The following is an 18398-nucleotide window of genomic DNA, read 5'->3' as shown; positions in this document are numbered from 1 at the left end:
TATGAAATATATCTTTTTCGATTTCGATGGCACAATTGCCGATACGCAAGTTGGAACTATCAAAGCCCTTCAGTATATGGCTAAAAAACTGAATATCACTGATTTAGGCGCCGATACTTACCAAAAATTTATTGGCCCTGCTATTACTGAAAGTTTTGGCAAATACTATCCTGACCTTCCTAAGGAACGTTTCTCAGAAGCTATTGCCGCTTATGATGAATATTATAAAAATAAAGGCCTTTATCAATTGACACTTTATCCACAAATTGCTGACGTTCTGGCTGCTTTACAAGATGATGGTTATCAGCTCTACATTTCATCTGCTAAAACTGAATCACTCATCAAAAAATTAATCACTTATTTAAAGTTAGATAAGTATTTCACTGGACTTTATGGTGCTTCAGAAGATGAAGTCACTCGTTCAACCAAAGCGGATATCCTCAAATATGCTCTTGAAAGTGCCAATGCTTCTGCTAGCGAATCTGTTATCATTGGTGATCGTTCAACCGATGTTCAAGGTGGAATTGCTAATAATGTCCACACTTTAGGTATCACATATGGATTTGGAGATTACGCTGAACTCCGTGATGCCGGCGCTGAATCAATTCTAGAAGATCCAACTGAAATACCTTCGGAAATTCGAGCAATGTAGCTATTAAACTTTTTCAAAAATTTTGAGCTTTTCCCTTGATATGAAACGGGTTCGATAAAGTAACATAATAATTGTAAAGAGAGTGAGACATGTCGAAGCTCCTTCGTTAAATAAAACAGAGGAGATATAATATTATGCTATTCAAAATTTTTAGAAAAAACCATACTACTGCTAACATCGAATTAAAGGATAACAATCAATTGGGTGCCTTGAAACTGGCCGCTGAAAAGACTGCCGATGAGTTCGGTTTGGACGCACAAACGGTTCAAAGTAGTTTATTTGCTAGTGCTGCTCAGGAACCTACTATTCTAAATAATCGTGTCGTTTATATGTTCGTTACTAGTGACAAGAAACATAAGGCCCATTCAATGACTTTAACTTTCAAAGATCCTATTGCTTGGGGCAATGACAAGGTTCCTGTTGACTACATGATCGTTGGTGTATTGCCTGATGGTGCTGGTCAAGAAGATGCCGATCAATTGAAGAATCATATTGCTGACAAAGTTAACGAAAATGCTGACAAACTGGATGATATCAGATTCAATGATTCCGAATTGAACAAATTTAATCAATCATTTACAGACTAAAAAAGTCGACCAAACGGTCGGCTTTTTTGTTGCTATTCTATTTAAGCGTTGCTGCGAGTACTTCTGTACCAACTTTCAAATCCGAATTATTTGTTACAGACAAATCAGCTTTATCAAGTTTATCTGCCGTATTAGTTATAATCGTTAGAACTACAGTATCTTTATTGGCAGCCTTCACTTGTTCTAGATCCATTTTAGCAATTGGAGTTTGAGCCTTAACCTTGTCTCCTTCTCCTACTAAAATTTCAAATGGTTTACCGTTAAGTTCTACCGTGTCCAATCCCATATGAACCATAACTTCTAATCCGTTTGGTGTCTTTAATCCTAAAGCATGCTTAGTTTTAAAAACTGAAGTAACTGTACCTTCTACTGGAGAATAAATATCTTCTTGAGTTGGTACAACTCCAAATCCGTCCCCCATTAACTTCTGTGCAAAAACTGGATCACTGACATTTTCTAAAGTTTGTAACTTCCCGCTTACTGGAGCATAAATTGTTTCAGTAAGTTTTTTCTTTCCAAATCCAAATAGTCCCATTTACTTTACCTCTATTCATCGGTTCCTAAAATACCATTAATTTCTTGACTGTATAGATCAGCTTTTCCACCATAAACAGCTTGCAAGCCACCACTCACATCTAAGACGGCTGTGGCACCTAAATCTTTCAATACTTTTTTATCAACTTTAGTATTATCGTCAACAGCAATACGTAATCTAGTAGCGCAGGCTTCAACGCTTTGAATATTTTCAGCTCCACCTAATGCGCCAATAATTTGTTGTGACTGATCATGCAAACTAGAGTTTTTGTCAGCAGCTGATTCAGTAGTTGAAGAAGGTGTATCGTCGTCCTCCATACCAGGAATTGCTACATGAAATTTTGAAATACAGAATCTAAAGACTACATAGTAAACGACAGCCCAAATCAATCCAAACCAAAGTACAGTAGGCCAATTAGTTTTATCTTTACCTTGTAAAACACCAAATAGTAAGTAATCAATTAATCCACCTGAGAAAGAGTTACCAATTCTGATATTAAGAATATCTGCAAAATAGAATGATAATCCATCTAGAAAGGCGTGAATCACATAGAGCCATGGAGCAACGAATAAGAAAGTATATTCAAGTGGTTCAGTGATACCTGTTAAGAATGATGTCAAACCGCCACTCAAGTAAAGTCCGCCATCTTTCTTTCTATTTTTCTTTGGTAAACAGTGATACATAGCTAAAGCTGCAGCTGGCAAACCAAACATCATAGTGGCGAATCGACCAGCAAAGAAACGTGTTCCGTATGTAAATAAACCAGTGTGATTAGCGTCTGCTAATTGAGCAAAGAAAATATTTTGTGCACCAACGACGGTATGTCCTGCAACAGATGCAGTCCCACCAAGTGATGTATACCAGAATAATGGATAAATAGTATGATGCAAACCAACGGCACCTAGTAAACGAAGTAAGAAGCCATAGAAGAAAGTACCAATACTACCCATTTTGGCAATGTTATGACCAACTATTACTAGCCAACCTTGAATTGGTGGCCAAATCATAAAGAATAATGCTCCGATAAAAATTGCTGTAAAAGATGTAATGATAGGAATAAATCTTGAACCACCGAAAAATCCTAAGAATTGTGGCAATTCAATTTTACGATAACGGTTGTGAAGATAGGCAACCATACCACCAATAACGATTGAACCAACTACACCGGTATCAATTGTGGTTCCCTTTGGCGAGAACATTTGAATAAATCCGGCAATTGTAGCTGTATAAACTAAGAAAGAAACACCAGCGGCCAAACCAGCAGTACCTTTATCACCATTCGCCAATCCGACCGCAATACCAATGGCAAATATTAACGCAATGTTGTTAAAGACGGCACTACCCGCAAAGTTCATAATCTTCAAAATAGTTTGTAACCACGGCATTGATAAGAATGGATATGCCTTAACAGCGGCTTCGTTTGTTAACGCACCACCTAAACCTAATAAAAGACCAGCTGCCGGTAAAATCGCTATCGGTAGCATGAAGGCTCTTCCTAACTGAGAGAATTTTTTAAACATTTTTATTTACCCCTTATTTTTAATTAAGTGCTGAAATAAATCTTTGTGCGATTTCCATTGGCCTTGTAATTGCCCCACCAACTACAATTCCAGTTGCACCCATATCTTGAATTGCTTTAGCCTGTTCTGGAGTGTGAATTTTACCTTCAGCAATTACCGGCATCTTGGCATCGATATAGGCTTTGATCAAATCCATGTCAGGACCATCTTGTTCTTTACTTTCTTCGGTATAGCCACTCAAAGTTGTTCCCACAAAATCAACACCAGCTTCATAAGCATTCTTGCCTTCTTCAAACGTTGAAGTATCAGCCATCAATAATTGATCTGGATATTTAGCTTTAATTTCTTTAATAAACTCAGAAACTGTTTTGCCATCGTGACGTTTACGTAAAGTACAATCCAAAGCAATTACTGCGACTCCAGTTTCGTGTAGTTCATCAATTTCTTTCATTGTGGCCGTGATAAATGGTTTTTCTGGTAGATAATCCTTTTTGATAATTCCAATAACGGGCAAATCAACCGCTGCTTGGATCTCTTTAATATCACGAACTGAGTTGGCTCTGATACCAACGGCACCAGCTCGCTTAGCGGCAACTGCCATTAGTGGCATGATTCCTCCTTGCTCTGTATAAAGTGGTTCCCCGGGAAGTGCCTGGCAAGAAACAATCAAACCGCCCTTAATTTGTTTTACAAAATCTTCTTTTTTCATTCTTCATTTTTCCTCCAAAATTAATTAATTTGGATTATATTCTCCAGAAAGAAATATAAAACATTATTTAAGATTTGTAAACCCTTTCTTTTTTAAGATTCTAAATAATTGCTAGAAAATGTATAATTATCAAGTGAATACAGGTTTTGCTTTAATTTGGTTAATTTGCCGTCCTCCACAAAAATTGGGAATGCTGCTGGAACGCTATGGGCACGATTTGGAAATCCATCATTTTACACTTCGTGCAAAATAATGGATTTCCAAAGTCGGCCTCATTGTAACTGGCAAAGCCGGTAACAATGATTTCATAGCTGAGCGCATTCCCAATTTTTGCTCCGGACTAATGTCCTGTTCTATTGCTTGTCTATTTTTTAAATACTAAATAGTATCACTGGGAGATTTCCAAACATTACTCATACGCGTAATTAAAATCGTTCTTCATTTAAATTAGAATTCATAATCTTTGTTGATTACATGAAATTAGAGAATCTCCAAATACTGCAAATCTGACCAATAATAATAGAACCAGAAATACAGTCGGTAGTGGAAAATCTGTGGGCCCTAAGTGGTGAAATTTTACTTAGCTTGCGAAGCAAGGTTAGTAGAAGACCGAACTTAGAGATCCATGATTGCGCACAAAGTGCGGAATTATTAGCTCTAAGTCGTGTCCACCACGTTCCAGTGGCCCACAGATTTTCTACTACCGACGGGCATCCTCCACCAAATTAAGCAAAAGCCGAAATATAATTGGAGAATTTTCAAAATGAATATTGATAATTTAATTAAAGATAAATATGAAACATTAACTAAGTCAGAAAAGAAAATTGCCCAATATATTATGAATAATAAGAAATCCATTATTTATGGGACAATGGAAACTATCAAAAAAAACGTCTCTGTGGGTGATGCCACAATAGTACGTTTTTCAAGAAAATTAGGTTTCTCTGGTTTCAATGACTTAAAAATTGACTTAGCCAAAACTGAGTTAGAGGAAAATAATATTGACTCCAGTCACGATTATTACGATGATATTGCTGACCGTTTGATCACAACAATCAAGGACACTGCCTCGCTTATAAATCCTGATGATTTAAATAAGGCTATCCAATTAATCACCAATTGTCGTAAACTCTATATTTTTGGAGTCGGACATAGTGGCGAGATTGGAAAAGATTTTTCAAAGATGCTGTTGAGAATCGGATTGATTGTGCAAGCTGAAACTGATCCTCACTTCCAATCACAAATGGCTGCTATGATGTCGAATAACGATCTTGTTATTGGTATTTCTTTATCTGGTGAAACTAAAGATACCTACGACTCACTCCAAATAGCTAAAAAGAGTGGCGCCCATGTTATTTCAATTACCAACAACAATCTTTCTTCTATTGCACAAATTAGCGATATAACGCTACGAACTTCAATTGAGGAATTCCTTAACGGTGGTTCATTAGCCGGTCAACTATCGCAACTTTATGTTTGTGAAGTTTTAATTCGTGGTTATGAAAGACAAAACGGTGTGGATGCTGTTTCTCTTCGTGAAAAAGCCTTGCGTTCAATTATGGATAAACGAATGAATAACTAAAAAAAGCCGACCATCTGGTCGACTTTTTTATTTATTAACATTAAAGACATATCCTTGTGGATAAAATTCTAATCGATAAGCTCGATAAACATAAGCTTTGGAAGAAGCATTTTCGACCGTTACATTGAATACTTGATTACCATCGGAATCGACTTCAATAATATTGCTTTCGGACCCATTCTTCTTATAACCAAAATCAACTAACGTATTGCCGTTACTCTCTCGTTCAGCGTAACCAATAATATTTGTGAAATTGGTCTTACCTAGAGATTTCCCATAGGCCCACGTTTGATCTATCGTCATCTTCTTAGTATCAATATGGTATTGAACAGCTTGAGAATACTTACCTGATGTCTTTTTATTTCCATTAGTAACATCGACATTATTGTCATAAAGTAAAATATTCTCGCCATTCTTATCTTTACTTAATTGATAGAGTCCATGCTGTCCACCGGTTATCGTTGTTCCCTTCGTTGGGGTCAACAATTTACTGCGATACTTCTTAGGCCAACTCTTCTGGGATTTTCCACTATAGATCCAAATGATTTTATTAGTCTTATAATCTAATTTCATAATCATGTCTTGATTACGTCCCGAAATCATGATTGTGTTATCAGTCTTATCGTAATCAACAGCATTTTGATGGAACCAGTCAACTTTACCATCTGAACCAGCTTTATAATCTTTGTACATTGAACTAGGTAAAATCTTCTTCAAATCGATCACTTTAACTATTTTCCCAGTCTTATGCGAAATCTGGACCATAACATCTTCTTTATACTTGGAACCATCATTTACAGTTGCCAAAATATCCTTGTTGGGTAACTCCAAAAGATCATGATGAATTACTGTTGTCTCATCTTTGGCATTACCACTGTCATTGGATTTCACTTTACTGTTAAAACTATATTCATGGTAAACACGACCTAATACATCGGTCTCAATCAAGTCATTATAAACAGTTGAATCAACATTTTTCTTAGTCAAAATCAAAAAGTGTCCGTCATTAGTTTGTTCAATTGTGTGTTGCGAATAATTCGTCGAATACCATCTAACTTCTCCATCGGAATCAATCGCAAATGGTTCTTTAGTTGTTCGATTCATCAAAGTTAATTTATTGTCGCCAATATCCATTTTAGATTTGTCATTTTTAGAAACCTTGATTTTGGCATTCTTAATATATTTAGGTAACTCTTCGGTTTGTAGATGTAAAACTTTTTGTTCGGTAGTGCCATCTTTATAGGTTATCGTCATCGTGACGGTATTATTATAGTCAGCATATAATCCAGCAATAGGAACCTGATGTGTTTTTTGGTAACCTTTCACCTGATTAGTAATGCTTGTTTTATCAGTCTTACCTGTAACGGTATAACTGACTTTAGCAGCTTTATCAGTTTTAAAAATAACTAAAGCTGTTAACGGTGAATCCTTGTAGGGATTGACTTTCACGTATGGATCACTCAACGTATACGATTTGTTTTTAGTTGCACTTTGGTATTTTTTAGTTAACTTCTTTTGAGCATCCTCTCTCGTCGAAATCAACTTAGAACCAATATTCTTTTTAATCTGCGCAGTCGATAAAACTTCTGAATCTTTAGAACTGTTAGAACATCCCACCAAAATCAACAATATTAGTGGAATTATTCCCAATAAAAATAATTTCTTTCTCCTCATTTATTACTCCTCAATAAAAAAATAATTTCTCAACCTTTTTACGATATAAAAAAAATGTTGACATTCCGTCAACATTTATTGAAGATTTTGTGAAAAGTCTACGATAAAACTTTCCAATTATGATTTTGTAATCTTTAACCCTGTCTCTTCGGCAACTTCTCTAATCACCGTATTATCCAAAGGTTCCCCTTCGTCCAAACTACCGCCAGGCAAATCATAACGATTAATATATGGACCGCCATTCTTTTTGATCACTAACAGCTCCTTAGATCTATGAATGATACCGTAAGATCCAAAAGCAAAATGAAAAGTTTTACCGCTCATTTACTCAGTCCTCCCCTATCATTGAATCGAAAGTATTATTATAATAGTCATAACAAATATTAAAACTAATAGACTTTTATTCAAGGGGTAAATATTATGGCAGAAATTTCATCAGACGATTATTTCAAGATTGTTAAAAAAGTTTGGGCCGGTGGTAAGTTTAAAGACTTAGGCATCACAAATGGTAAAGAATACACGAAGATGTACAACGAATTCATGCAAAACGTCGGAAATGGACAAACAACACAACTCGAAGAAAAATTTCATCCCGACGATTGTGAATTAGTATCTTCAACAGACATCGATGATGACCAAATGATCATCATGTGTTCTCAAGAAAAAAATGACAAAACATATTTAGAAACCTTCCCCGCTATTACAGATGTTGATTTCACACATACAACACCCGTTGAAAGTGATTTTTATCATGAAATGATTCGTGCAGACGTAGAAGGACGAATTACAGAAGTCTAGAGAGCGGAGCAGGGGCGGTCAGCTCCCGAGGATTAAGACTACTATCTCAGTTGGCAACGAAGTGCCGGCAGAGATAGTTGACTTAACCGAAAGGAGTTGCCCCTGCGAAGCTCGTTTCCACTATAAAGCATAGAACCATGGTTATTTACATAAAGACCATTCCAGTAACTAATAAAAAAAACTAGTTACTGGAATTTTTTTGATAAACTAGTGGACAAAGTCCACTATTATGCTATACTATTCTCAATTCAAACAGGAGGTTATTAAATTGTTAAACCAAAATGAGATCACCTCAATCCGTAGCTTCAACCGTGACTACACAAAACTACTAGGCATCCTTAACAAAAAAGTTTTCGATACACCGCTCAGTTGGACCGAGGGTCGTGTCATCTTAGAGATTTATTTCAACCAAGATAAAACGCCAATCGAAGTCGCCAACCACCTAAATCTCGACAAAAGTTACACCAGTCGAATCCTCAAACGTTTTGAAAAAAATGAATTACTCTATAAATCACAATCATCCACTGATCTCCGCTCAAAAAAAATTCATCTAACCGACAAAGGTCTTGAATTGGCCAAACAATTAGATGAAAGTTCTGATCAACAGATCAAAGATCTATTAGTTGATTTAACTCCCCCACAGCAACAGGAATTTTTCAGTGCCGTAGAAGTACTAGACAAATTATTATTCAATAGAAAGTAGGCTTTTCTAATGTGGTATTCTAAAACATTTTCCGAATTAAGTACCGACGAATTATTCAAAATCTTATATTTACGCACAAAGGTTTTCGTAGTTGACCAAAATCGAGTCTATCAAGAAGTTGATGAACACGATCCTGAATCTATTCATGTTTTCGACATGGAGGATGGTCAAATCGTAGCTTATGCTAGAGTTTTCAAGCAAGATGAAAATGTCACCTTCGGTCGTGTACTCACTAATCCCGCTTATCGTGGAAAAGGTCTGGGCAATGAATTGATGAAACATGTTCTCGATACTATTCAAAAAGATTTTCCTAATAAAGAAGTCGAGATTGAAGCACAAGTTCAAGTAGAGAAATTTTATCAAAAATTCCACTTTCAAACTCAAGGTGCCCCATTCCTCTTTAACCACACTCCTCATTTGAAGATGACTCATGAAATGATCAGCTAAAAAAATCACTCATCAATTTGAGTGATTTTTTATTATGCTTAAACATTTATTAATGAGACAGCTTTCTGCCATCCCTCAACTTTTTCATTACATTCATCGACTGCCATTTGAGGTTCAAAGCTGCGATATTCGATGGCATTCTCCAAAATCTTTTCATCATAAAAGTTTAATTGTAATCCTGCTAAAAAGACCGATCCCAAAACACTTAATTCTTCTACATTCGGAATCTGTAAAGTTGCCTGTAACAAATCGCATTGAAATTGCATCAAATAATTATTCGATGTGGCACCACCATCAACTTTCAAAAGATTGATCTGACCACCAGTATCCTTCTTCATCAGCTGCAAAATATCGTTAATTTGATAAGCAATACTCTCCAAACCTGCTTTAACAATTTCGTTTTTACGTGTTTTGTGAGTCATGCCGACAATAGTTCCTGTAGCGTTGTCGTTCCAATAAGGAGCACCCAATCCGGTAAAGGCTGGGACTAAATAAGTTTTGTCACTCTTATTAGCATGGTAGGCCATTTCTTCAGTTTCGGCACTATGTTCAATTAAACCCAAATCGTCTTTCAACCATTTAATGACTGCTCCTGAATAATTAACATTACCTTCCAAAACATAATTTGACTGACCATTAATTCTCCAAGCAACCGAAGTTATCAAACCATTTGACGACATAACTGGTTTAGAACCAATATTCATCATGATAGATGAACCTGTTCCATAGGTAGATTTAACATCTCCAAAATCAATACATCTTTGACCAAATAAAGCAGCTTGCGAATCACCTAAAACTCCATAGATTGGAATTTGATGATCTAGAATCCCCTCAAAATCAGTCATTCCAAACTCATCATTTGAGTCAACAATTTTAGCTAGATATGATCTCTTCAAGCCGAAGATTTTAAGTAGATCATCATCCCAATCACCGCTATTTAAATTCATCAACTGTGTTCTACAAGCGTTAGAAGGTTCCGTTTTAAAACTTTGACCTTTGGTTAATTGATAGATCAACCAACTATCGACTGTGCCCAAACATAGGTCATCATTTTTGGCTGCCTCTTGAATGGTTGGAACATTCTCCAACATCCACGTAAATTTAGCGGCTGTGAAATAAGGTGATAGCGGCATTCCTGTTTTTTCATAGACGGCTTTTCCAACACCTGTTTTTTCGATTCGAGCACAGATATCCTTCGCCCGTGAACATTGCCAAACAACTGATTCTGACAGTGGTTCACAAGTTGATTTCGACCAAGCGGTGGCCGTTTCTCTTTGATTGGTGATTCCTAACCCAACAATCTTGGTGGAATCCACCTTAGGATCATCGAGTAACTTTCTAACTAAGAACAAAATATTTTGATAGATTTCACGTAGATTGTGGCTGACCCAACCTTGTTTACTAATAATCTGTTGATGATTTCTTGTTACTTTTCTCAAAATTTGACCATCTTGATCGACTAAAACTACTTTGGTACCTTGCGTACTCTGATCAATCCCCAACAAATACTTCATAATAATTTCTCCTCGTAATTAAGAAATTGATTTTTCAACATTTTTGGCAATTCCGGCACCATCTAATCCGTAATAACCAAAGACTTCATCTTGAGTACCAGCAATTGCAGGAGCATCTGGGAATCCGAGGATATGTAGTTTAGCACTGCCAGATGTAGCAACTACTTCAGCTACAGCTGAACCAATACCGTTATAAATACTGTGTTCTTCGATTGTATAAATATCTGAGAACTCATTACTGATTTTACTCAATAATTCCGTATCCAATGGCTTTAAGCTGACTAAATCAACCACTGTAGCCTTGATACCTTCTTTTTCAAGCAAATCGGCAGCTTTCAAGGCTTCGGGAACTGTTTCACCCATCGCTACTAAAGCAACGTCCTTACCATTTCTCAAAACATTAGCCTTGCCTGGTTTTACAAAAGCTTCTTCAGGATTGTTATAACAATTGCTCAAAGCTTTCTTACCAATTCTGATATAGGCCGGTTTATCTGATTTAACTAAATACTTAAACAAACCAATTGTTTGATACTGATCACAAGGCATGTAAACTTCCAAATTAGGAATAGCTCTGGTGATTGCCAAATCTTGTAGTGAATGGTGGGTACTGCCTAGAACGCTGTATGAATTACCACCACTGATACCTAACAATTTAACGTTGGTATTTGAATATGAAACATCCACTTTAACTTGTTCGATACTTCTCATCGTTAAGAAAGCGGCTGGGGATACGGCAAAAGGACGTTTGCCACTGTGAGCTAAACCGGCACTGATCGTAACAAGATCCTGTTCGGCGATACCTACTTCAACAATTTGTTTGGGTAATTCTTCGGCAAAAGGAACTAAAGAACCTGAACCTCTAGAATCACTAGTTAGGACAACAATATCAGAATCCTTCTTTCCAGCATCTACTAATTGTTCACAAATTACTTCTCCAACTTTACGTGCTTTTTCTTCTGACATTATTTTCTTTCCTCCAATTCTTTATCAAATGCAGCTAATGCTTCTTTGTATTGTTCTTCAGTTGGTACCTTGTGATGCCATTCAGCCTTGTTTTCCGCAAATGAAACGCCACAGCCTTTAACAGTATCAGCTAAGATCAATGTTGGCTTGTGTTGAACTGGTTTCAAGTCAAAGGCATCAACCAATTGCGACATGTCATTACCATCAATTTCAATCACGTTCCAACCAAAAGCTTCATATTTAGCTTTCAAAGGTTCACTGTTCATAACATCTTTAGTCTTACCGGTAATTTGAAGTCCGTTGTGATCAATAATAGCGGTTAAATTATCAAGTTTGAAACTTCCGGCTGCCATTGCTGCTTCCCAAACAGAACCTTCAGCTTGTTCGCCGTCACCCATCAAAACATAGGTATGATAATCTTTGTCATCCATCTTAGCTGCTTTAGCAATTCCAACACTCAAAGCTAGTCCATGGCCAAGTGAACCAGTATTCATTTCAATTCCTTTAATGTGATTATTGGGATGACCAATATATGGTGACTTGAATTGTGAATATGTTAGAAGATCTTCTTTAGGGAAATATCCACGATCAGCTAAAACATTCAAAAGAATTTCTACCGCATGCCCTTTTGATTGAATGTAACGATCACGATCCTCATTCTTAAAAGTCTCTGGAGTTTGATTCAGTACCTTATAGTAGAGGGCAACTAAAATATCTGTACATGAAAGATCCGAGCCAGTGTGTCCAGTCTTGGCGCGATAAATCATTTCCCACGTTGCCTTTCTCATTTCAATAGCTTTTTTCTCTAGTTGTTCGACATCCATAGTAATTTCTCCTTACAGTCAATTTCAGCAATCGCTTTCAACAAGTATACTAAACCGTTTACCTAAATTTTTCAATAGTTTAGTTAAGAGATACGAATATTCAAGCATCATTCATTTTTAATTTATTGTTTAAGAGTACTGTTATAACAGTGTTTGCTTGTAAATTTTTCATTTATGTTTAGTAATTAGTTTTAATAAACTATTGCTTAATAGTTAAATCAGTTTTATAGTTTAGTTGTGGAAACGCTTTCCAAATAATTAATTTATTAAATTAAGGAGTAATTATTTATGAGTGTAGATAAAATCAAATTAGGTTTCGCACCTACTAGAAGAAATATTTTCTCAGCTGACGCTGCTATTGAGTTTGCTGATTACACACGTAAGAAGCTTGATGATATGGGCGTTGATTACGTAGATATCAAAGATGTTAATGATGACGGTCTTCTCTACGATGATGAAGGTATGAATAAGATTGCCAAGAAATTCCAAGATGCCAATATTGACGGACTATTTCTAGCTAATGAAAACTTCGGTACTGAATACGAATGTGCTCGTCTAGCTAAGAAGTTGAACGTTCCCGTTTTACTTTGGGGACCAAAAGATGAAGCACCCGCACCGGATGGCTCACGTTTAAGAGATACTCAATGTGGTTTGTTTGCAATCGGTAAAGTTTTACGTCGCTTCCAAATCCCATTCACATATGTAAAAAATTGTGACCTTGACGACCCTGCTTTTGAACAAGGAGTCAATGATTTCATCAAAGTATGTAATGTTGTTAAGACATTCAAGAATACCCGTATCTTGCAAATTGGACCTCGTCCTTTCGATTTCTGGAGCACAATGGTCAACGAAGGCGAATTACTAGAGAAATTCAATATTTCACTATCACCTATTCCTATCACTGAACTAGTTGAGAAGATCCACGAATTGATCGATAAAGAAGATCCTGAAATTGTCGAAACTGAAGATACTCTAAATTCAGTCGCTGATGTTCAAATTTCTGATAAAGATTTGCAAATGGTAGCTGCTCTTAAAGTCGCCATCAAGAGACTTGCCAAGGAATATGGATGTAACTCTGCTGCCATCCAATGCTGGACTGCTCTTCAGGATGAGATTGGTATTCTTCCTTATGCTTCTGAATCATTGCTCCAAGATGAAGGCCTACCTGTAACTTGTGAAACTGATATTCATGGTGTTATTTCTGAATTGCTAGTTGAGGCCGCAACTATGGGTGATCACAGAGCTATCTTTGCTGATGTTAACTGTCGTCATCCCGAAAATCCTAATGGCGAATTACTACAACACTTGGGCGTCTTTCCTTACTCAACTGCTAAGAACAAACCTTATTTGCCAAAATCTCACTTTGTTTTCGATTACCCAGGGTCAGTCGGCTTCCAAGCACAAGATGGTAACTATACTCTCTGCCGTTTCGATGGCGATAATGGCAAGTACTCAATGCTAATGGGCAATGCCAAAACCTGTGAAGGACCATATGAACAAGGTACTTATATCTGGTTACAATTTGCTAACCTCAACCGCTTTGAAACTAAACTAGTTTATGGACCATATATCCATCACATGGCTGCTGTTCGTGATGACGTTGTGCCTGTTCTTTACGAAGCATGTAAGTATTTAGGTGTTACACCCGACTTCTACGATCCTATCGAAGATGATGTTAAAGCCTACCTTCGTGGTGACACTTCTTCAATCATTAAGTAATCCAGACATGCAAAAAGGTGATGTACTTTTTAAAAGTCATCACCTTTTTGTTTTCCAAAATAAAAAAAGATTGAGCCATTTTGACCCAATCTTCTAATTACAATTCTTGTCCATTTGATTCAATAACTTTTTGATACCAGTAGAATGATTCTTTCTTGTATCTGTCCATAGTACCGTTGCCATTGTCGTCTAAATCAACATAGATAAAGCCGTAACGTTTCGACATTTCACCAGTAGAAGCACTAACTAAATCAATGCAACCCCATGGAGTGTAACCCATTAAGTCAACGCCATTGTCAATAGCACCAGCCATTGCCTTAATATGTTTCTTCAAGTATTCAATACGGTAATCATCTTCAACATAATGATTTGCGTCAGGTTTATCGATAGCACCCAAACCATTTTCAACGATGAACAATGGTTTTTGATAACGGTCATACAATTGATTCAAAGCAATTCTCAAACCAGCGGGATCAATTTGCCAACCCCATTCGCTGGCTTCAAGGAATGGATTCTTAACTCCACCGAGCAAATTACCACTAACAGTTTCGTTGTTTACTTGCGTTGTTTCAACTGCTGAAGACATATAATAACTGAATCCAATATAATCAACGGTATACTTCTTGAGCAATTCCAATTCTTCATCGGTTATGTCTAAGTCAGAGAACTTCAAATCGTACTTGTCTAATAATCTCTTCGTGTAATTTGGATATTTACCACGAACTTGAACGTCAGCACAGAAGAAGTTGAAATCTTGATTTTGTTGCAAAGTAGCTAATTGATTAACCGGATTAGCATCGTAACTGTAAGTTGTAGCGTAAAGAATCATACAACCAATTTGCAAATTTGGATCTAGTTCGTGACCAATTTTAACAGCCTTAGAACTAGAAACAAATTGATTATGCCATGCTTGGAAGACATTCTTCTTATCATTGGCACCATTTGATGGAACTAAGCCTTGGCCCATAACTGGGAAGTGAGCAGCACTGTTGATTTCGTTGAAAGTCATCCAGTACTTAACTTTCTTGTAATAACGAGTCAAAACGACTTTGGCGAATCTTTCAAAGAATGTAATTAATTTTTTATTCTTCCAACCACCATAATTTTTAGCCAAGTTCAATGGCAACTCATAGTGAGAAATAGTAATTACAGGTTCAATGTTGTATTTCAAACATTCGTCGATTACTTGATCGTAGAATTCCAAGCCTTTTTCATTTGGTTCTGTTTCGTCGCCATTTGGAAAAATTCTGGACCAAGCAATGGAGAAACGATAACACTTGAAGCCCATTTCGGCGAATAATTTAATATCTTCTTTAAAACGGTGATAGTAATCAATTCCCACGTGATTAGGATATTTATACTTACTCTCATCAATTGTCCAATCAAAGTCTGGACTCTGAACAATTTGGAATCTCTTCTTGCCACCAGGTAAAGCATCAGCGATAGATAGACCACGTCCATCTTCCTTATAGCCACCTTCTAGTTGGTTAGCAGCTGTGGCACCGCCCCACAAGAAGTTCTTAGGAAATTCTGTCATTAGATTCACCTCAAAATAAATTATTTAATGTAATGATACCGCAAATTAAGCATTCCTGTAAACGTTTTACTAAACAAATTAGATTATTTTACATAAAAAGCATAATAAATTTTGCAATAGTGTTTTTAATTTAGTATTATTTTAGATGATAGGAGGTCATCTCATGACAGTAAAAATGGATGACATTGCCCGCCTCGCCAACGTTTCTAAGTCGGCCGTATCCTTAGCCCTAAATGGTAAAGACGGTGTAAGTCAGGAAACTAGAGATAAAATTTTTGACGTAGTAAACAAATATGGTTACAAACCTTTAAGAAAGAACAGAAAAAATACTGACAAAGTCCTTACCAGCGTTAATTTCTTAGTTGTTAAAGCAGCCGGTTTGGTCAGTGGAAATTATCGTTCGCTGCCCTTCTTTGACAGTCTTATTTCATCCTTATCCGAGAAAGTCAGTGAAACTGGTGGAAGTTTAAAAATAATTACTACCGACAGTGAATCGCTCCCTCAAACATTAGATGAGATCAAAAAGGATCAAAACGATGGTACTATCGTCTTGGGGACTGATTTGAATGCTACTCAGGCAGAATTAATAAACAGTAAGCTAGGCAGTGTCATTTTTGTTGATACTTACTTTGACAACATCACTGCTGACTTTGTCACAATGGATAATTATCAAGGTGCTATGTTAGCTGGAAATTATATTTTAAGTAAGGGATACAAAGATATCGGTTACTTTGCTTCTGATAAAATAATTTCTAATTTTATCGAACGTAGACGTGGCTTCCGTGATGCACTTAAATTGGCTAATATTAAAATCAATAATGATCACTTCTATTCTGTTTCACCTACAGAAGTTAATCCTAAGGGATTAGATATTGAAGATATAACAAAAAAAGATTTGCCTGAAGTAATTTTCTGTGAAGATGACTATATTGCTATAAGATTGATCAAAGCTGCTCAACAAAAGAATATTAAAATTCCTAAGCAATTAGCAATTGTTGGTTTTGATGATATCTATGAAAGTTCTCTGATCAGTCCTGAACTAACAACAATTCACGTGCCAGTTGGTCAAATGGCTGAACAAGCATTGTTCCAACTTCAAAGACGATTGTTTACTCCAAACTGGTCTCCACAAAAAACTCTTATCTCAACTAAACTAATTAAACGCAATTCTATTTAAGCCAAAACAAAAAGTTTTGGTTTTTTTTATTGCTTAAAACCGTGGTTAAATCAACGATTATATAAATTAGTTAATTTGTTTTAGCTTTATTTTAGTAAAATACACTTGATGTTTAATAATCTATGTGGTAATTTAAAGCTGTTAAAAGAAAGCGGATACAAAAAAAGGAGGACAACAATGCTTAAAGTAAATCATCATCAACTTTACAAAGATGATAAGCCATTTTTCTACTTAGCAGACACTTGTTGGAGTGCTTTTACCAATATTTCAAATAGTGATTGGAAATATTACTTGGACTACCGTAAACAACAAGGATTTAATGCAATACAAATAAACGTTCTTAAACAATGGGATGCCAGTGGAGATGATTTAAATCTATATCCATTTCCCATCACTAGACATGAGGATGGAAGTTATTCATTTAATTATTCAGAAATAAATCAAGAATATTTTGATCGTGCTGAACAGATGTTATACGAAATGCAAAAGCGTGACATGGTCCCTGTTTTAGTTCTTATGTGGTGTAATTATGTTCCTGGAACTTGGGCTTCACACTTAGCCATTAATAATCAATTTCCATATGAACAAATTGAAAGCTACGTTAAATATGTTACAAACAGATTTAAGAAGTTCAATCCAATTTATTTTGTAAGTGGCGATACTGATTTTCCAACCGACGAAACTGTTAAATATTATAGAAAAGTATTTAAAGTCGCTAGAGAAACTGATCCTAATGCAATCTATACATTCCACATTAAAGGAAGATTTGAAGAATTACCTGAAGAATTCAAAAAAGATATTGATTTCTTCAGTTATCAATCTGGTCATAACTTTGAAGGTCAACATACTGCTTATGACATTCCAATGCATCAAAGGTCTCTAGGTTTTGACAAGCCAATAATCAACACAGAACCATGTTATGAACAAATTAGTTATAGTCGTAACATGTATGGACGTTATTCTGCTAAAGACGTCAGAACCGCTTCTTGGAGTTCCGTTTTATCAGGTGCTAATGCTGGTATCACCTATGGTGCACACGGAATTTGGAGTTGGCATCACACTGGTGCAACATTTGGTGTAGTTGAGGGTGAAGGATTTGATTCTCCATTTGATTGGCATGATGCAATTCATTTCAATGGCGCTAATGACATTGCATTTTTAAAACAAATTATGGAAACAGAATTTCCAAATGGCTGCTATCCAACAAATATCAAAATTAACAATGAAAATAGCATTCGTTCAGCAACAAATTCTAAAAAAGATAAATTGATTATCTATTTACCTACTAACACTAAAGTAAATTTGAAAGACTTTGATTTCAGTGAGGAAAATTCTCAAGCAAAAGTTATCGATTTATTAACACATAACACTAAAATTTTAGATTGGTTTAAACCCAAAACTCTAAATATGAGTAATGTTCAATCCGATTGCATAATTATTCTCACAAAGGAGTAAGA

Annotated in this window: 17 protein-coding genes and 1 pseudogene; 9 read left to right on the top strand and 9 right to left on the bottom strand. The window is 36.0% G+C overall.

Annotated features, from left to right (window positions below; genetic code table 11):
- The first annotated feature begins 1 nt into the window (after window position 1).
- Together U8526_RS05780 and U8526_RS05775 are read left to right on the top strand one after the other, a co-directional pair.
- Window positions 2-652 (top strand): HAD hydrolase-like protein, encoded by a 651-nt coding sequence (locus U8526_RS05780; protein ID WP_334341014.1) that lies wholly within the window; start codon window positions 2-4, stop codon window positions 650-652.
- 134 nt (window positions 653-786) lie between these two features.
- A complete protein-coding gene (locus U8526_RS05775; protein ID WP_334341013.1) occupies window positions 787-1239 on the top strand; it encodes a PTS sugar transporter subunit IIA in 453 nt (150 codons plus the stop codon).
- A 37-nt stretch (window positions 1240-1276) separates the two neighbouring features.
- On the opposite strand, the gene U8526_RS05770 is transcribed toward U8526_RS05775, so the two are convergent.
- The 3 genes from U8526_RS05770 to U8526_RS05760 are packed head-to-tail and all read right to left on the bottom strand — an operon-like array spanning window position 1277 to window position 4003.
- Window positions 1277-1774, bottom strand: a complete 498-nt coding sequence (locus tag U8526_RS05770; RefSeq protein ID WP_334341012.1) for a PTS sugar transporter subunit IIA — start codon at window positions 1772-1774, stop codon at window positions 1277-1279.
- An 11-nt stretch (window positions 1775-1785) separates the two neighbouring features.
- On the bottom strand, window positions 1786-3294 hold the full coding sequence (locus U8526_RS05765; RefSeq protein WP_334341011.1) for a PTS transporter subunit EIIC: 1509 nt from the start codon (window positions 3292-3294) through the stop codon (window positions 1786-1788).
- A 19-nt stretch (window positions 3295-3313) separates the two neighbouring features.
- On the bottom strand, window positions 3314-4003 hold the full coding sequence (locus U8526_RS05760) for an N-acetylmannosamine-6-phosphate 2-epimerase (protein ID WP_334341010.1): 690 nt from the start codon (window positions 4001-4003) through the stop codon (window positions 3314-3316).
- Between the two features lie 763 nt (window positions 4004-4766).
- Here U8526_RS05760 and U8526_RS05755 point away from each other — a divergent pair.
- Entirely contained in the window at window positions 4767-5585 is an 819-nt protein-coding gene (locus U8526_RS05755; RefSeq protein ID WP_334341009.1) for a MurR/RpiR family transcriptional regulator, read from the top strand.
- Window positions 5586-5612: 27 nt separating this feature from the next.
- Here the strand turns inward: U8526_RS05755 and U8526_RS05750 are convergent, their stop codons facing one another.
- Both U8526_RS05750 and U8526_RS05745 read right to left on the bottom strand, forming a co-directional pair.
- Window positions 5613-7259 (bottom strand): aryl-sulfate sulfotransferase, encoded by a 1647-nt coding sequence (locus U8526_RS05750; protein WP_334341008.1) that lies wholly within the window; start codon window positions 7257-7259, stop codon window positions 5613-5615.
- A 126-nt stretch (window positions 7260-7385) separates the two neighbouring features.
- Window positions 7386-7583: pseudogene (locus tag U8526_RS05745) on the bottom strand (NUDIX domain-containing protein); the annotation flags it as partial.
- Window positions 7584-7679: 96 nt separating this feature from the next.
- Here U8526_RS05745 and U8526_RS05740 point away from each other — a divergent pair.
- From U8526_RS05740 to U8526_RS05730, 3 genes are all read left to right on the top strand, one after another.
- Window positions 7680-8057: a hypothetical protein gene (locus U8526_RS05740; RefSeq protein ID WP_334341007.1), complete on the top strand. Its 378-nt coding sequence runs from the start codon at window positions 7680-7682 to the stop codon at window positions 8055-8057.
- Window positions 8058-8325: 268 nt separating this feature from the next.
- Complete coding sequence (locus tag U8526_RS05735; RefSeq protein WP_334341006.1) at window positions 8326-8760, top strand: MarR family winged helix-turn-helix transcriptional regulator; 435 nt, start codon at window positions 8326-8328, stop codon at window positions 8758-8760.
- 9 nt (window positions 8761-8769) lie between these two features.
- Window positions 8770-9207, top strand: a complete 438-nt coding sequence (locus U8526_RS05730; RefSeq protein ID WP_334341005.1) for a GNAT family N-acetyltransferase — start codon at window positions 8770-8772, stop codon at window positions 9205-9207.
- A gap of 38 nt (window positions 9208-9245) precedes the next feature.
- On the opposite strand, the gene U8526_RS05725 is transcribed toward U8526_RS05730, so the two are convergent.
- Genes U8526_RS05725 through U8526_RS05715 form a run of 3 tightly spaced genes read right to left on the bottom strand, consistent with a single transcriptional unit; the run spans window position 9246 to window position 12508 of the window.
- Window positions 9246-10721 (bottom strand): FGGY-family carbohydrate kinase, encoded by a 1476-nt coding sequence (locus U8526_RS05725; protein ID WP_334341004.1) that lies wholly within the window; start codon window positions 10719-10721, stop codon window positions 9246-9248.
- A gap of 18 nt (window positions 10722-10739) precedes the next feature.
- Window positions 10740-11684: a transketolase family protein gene (locus U8526_RS05720; protein WP_334341003.1), complete on the bottom strand. Its 945-nt coding sequence runs from the start codon at window positions 11682-11684 to the stop codon at window positions 10740-10742.
- Window positions 11684-12508, bottom strand: coding sequence for a transketolase (locus tag U8526_RS05715; protein ID WP_334341002.1), 825 nt, complete (start codon window positions 12506-12508; stop codon window positions 11684-11686). The genes U8526_RS05720 and U8526_RS05715 overlap by 1 nt, the downstream gene beginning before the upstream one ends.
- 288 nt (window positions 12509-12796) lie before the next feature.
- Between U8526_RS05715 and U8526_RS05710 the strand changes: the two genes are divergently transcribed.
- Window positions 12797-14227: an L-fucose/L-arabinose isomerase family protein gene (locus tag U8526_RS05710; protein ID WP_334341001.1), complete on the top strand. Its 1431-nt coding sequence runs from the start codon at window positions 12797-12799 to the stop codon at window positions 14225-14227.
- A 97-nt stretch (window positions 14228-14324) separates the two neighbouring features.
- Here U8526_RS05710 and U8526_RS05705 read toward each other — a convergent pair whose 3' ends face one another.
- Window positions 14325-15764 carry a glycoside hydrolase family 1 protein gene (locus U8526_RS05705; RefSeq protein WP_334341000.1) on the bottom strand — a complete coding sequence of 480 codons (1440 nt, stop codon included), beginning with the start codon at window positions 15762-15764 and terminating at the stop codon, window positions 14325-14327.
- A 163-nt stretch (window positions 15765-15927) separates the two neighbouring features.
- Here U8526_RS05705 and U8526_RS05700 point away from each other — a divergent pair, with 163 nt between their 5' ends.
- Both U8526_RS05700 and U8526_RS05695 read left to right on the top strand, forming a co-directional pair.
- Window positions 15928-16941, top strand: a complete 1014-nt coding sequence (locus tag U8526_RS05700) for a LacI family DNA-binding transcriptional regulator (RefSeq protein ID WP_334340998.1) — start codon at window positions 15928-15930, stop codon at window positions 16939-16941.
- A 177-nt stretch (window positions 16942-17118) separates the two neighbouring features.
- Complete coding sequence (locus U8526_RS05695; RefSeq protein WP_334340997.1) at window positions 17119-18396, top strand: apiosidase-like domain-containing protein; 1278 nt, start codon at window positions 17119-17121, stop codon at window positions 18394-18396.
- Window positions 18397-18398: the final 2 nt, after the last annotated feature.

Origin of the sequence: Companilactobacillus sp. HBUAS56275 (assembly GCF_036913655.1) — a bacterium.
GTDB lineage: Bacteria > Bacillota > Bacilli > Lactobacillales > Lactobacillaceae > Companilactobacillus > Companilactobacillus pullicola.
This window is presented reverse-complemented; position numbering and strand designations above follow the sequence as displayed.

What these genes read in the sequence shown, in the direction of transcription:
- U8526_RS05780 (WP_334341014.1), top strand. Translation starts at nt 2, where the DNA reads ATGAAATATATCTTTTTCGATTTCGATGGCACAATTGCCGATACGCAA.
- U8526_RS05775 (WP_334341013.1), top strand. Translation starts at nt 787, where the DNA reads ATGCTATTCAAAATTTTTAGAAAAAACCATACTACTGCTAACATCGAA.
- U8526_RS05770 (WP_334341012.1), bottom strand. Translation starts at nt 1,774, where the DNA reads ATGGGACTATTTGGATTTGGAAAGAAAAAACTTACTGAAACAATTTAT.
- U8526_RS05765 (WP_334341011.1), bottom strand. Translation starts at nt 3,294, where the DNA reads ATGTTTAAAAAATTCTCTCAGTTAGGAAGAGCCTTCATGCTACCGATA.
- U8526_RS05760 (WP_334341010.1), bottom strand. Translation starts at nt 4,003, where the DNA reads ATGAAAAAAGAAGATTTTGTAAAACAAATTAAGGGCGGTTTGATTGTT.
- U8526_RS05755 (WP_334341009.1), top strand. Translation starts at nt 4,767, where the DNA reads ATGAATATTGATAATTTAATTAAAGATAAATATGAAACATTAACTAAG.
- U8526_RS05750 (WP_334341008.1), bottom strand. Translation starts at nt 7,259, where the DNA reads ATGAGGAGAAAGAAATTATTTTTATTGGGAATAATTCCACTAATATTG.
- U8526_RS05740 (WP_334341007.1), top strand. Translation starts at nt 7,680, where the DNA reads ATGGCAGAAATTTCATCAGACGATTATTTCAAGATTGTTAAAAAAGTT.
- U8526_RS05730 (WP_334341005.1), top strand. Translation starts at nt 8,770, where the DNA reads ATGTGGTATTCTAAAACATTTTCCGAATTAAGTACCGACGAATTATTC.
- U8526_RS05725 (WP_334341004.1), bottom strand. Translation starts at nt 10,721, where the DNA reads ATGAAGTATTTGTTGGGGATTGATCAGAGTACGCAAGGTACCAAAGTA.
- U8526_RS05720 (WP_334341003.1), bottom strand. Translation starts at nt 11,684, where the DNA reads ATGTCAGAAGAAAAAGCACGTAAAGTTGGAGAAGTAATTTGTGAACAA.
- U8526_RS05715 (WP_334341002.1), bottom strand. Translation starts at nt 12,508, where the DNA reads ATGGATGTCGAACAACTAGAGAAAAAAGCTATTGAAATGAGAAAGGCA.
- U8526_RS05710 (WP_334341001.1), top strand. Translation starts at nt 12,797, where the DNA reads ATGAGTGTAGATAAAATCAAATTAGGTTTCGCACCTACTAGAAGAAAT.
- U8526_RS05705 (WP_334341000.1), bottom strand. Translation starts at nt 15,764, where the DNA reads ATGACAGAATTTCCTAAGAACTTCTTGTGGGGCGGTGCCACAGCTGCT.
- U8526_RS05700 (WP_334340998.1), top strand. Translation starts at nt 15,928, where the DNA reads ATGACAGTAAAAATGGATGACATTGCCCGCCTCGCCAACGTTTCTAAG.
- U8526_RS05695 (WP_334340997.1), top strand. Translation starts at nt 17,119, where the DNA reads ATGCTTAAAGTAAATCATCATCAACTTTACAAAGATGATAAGCCATTT.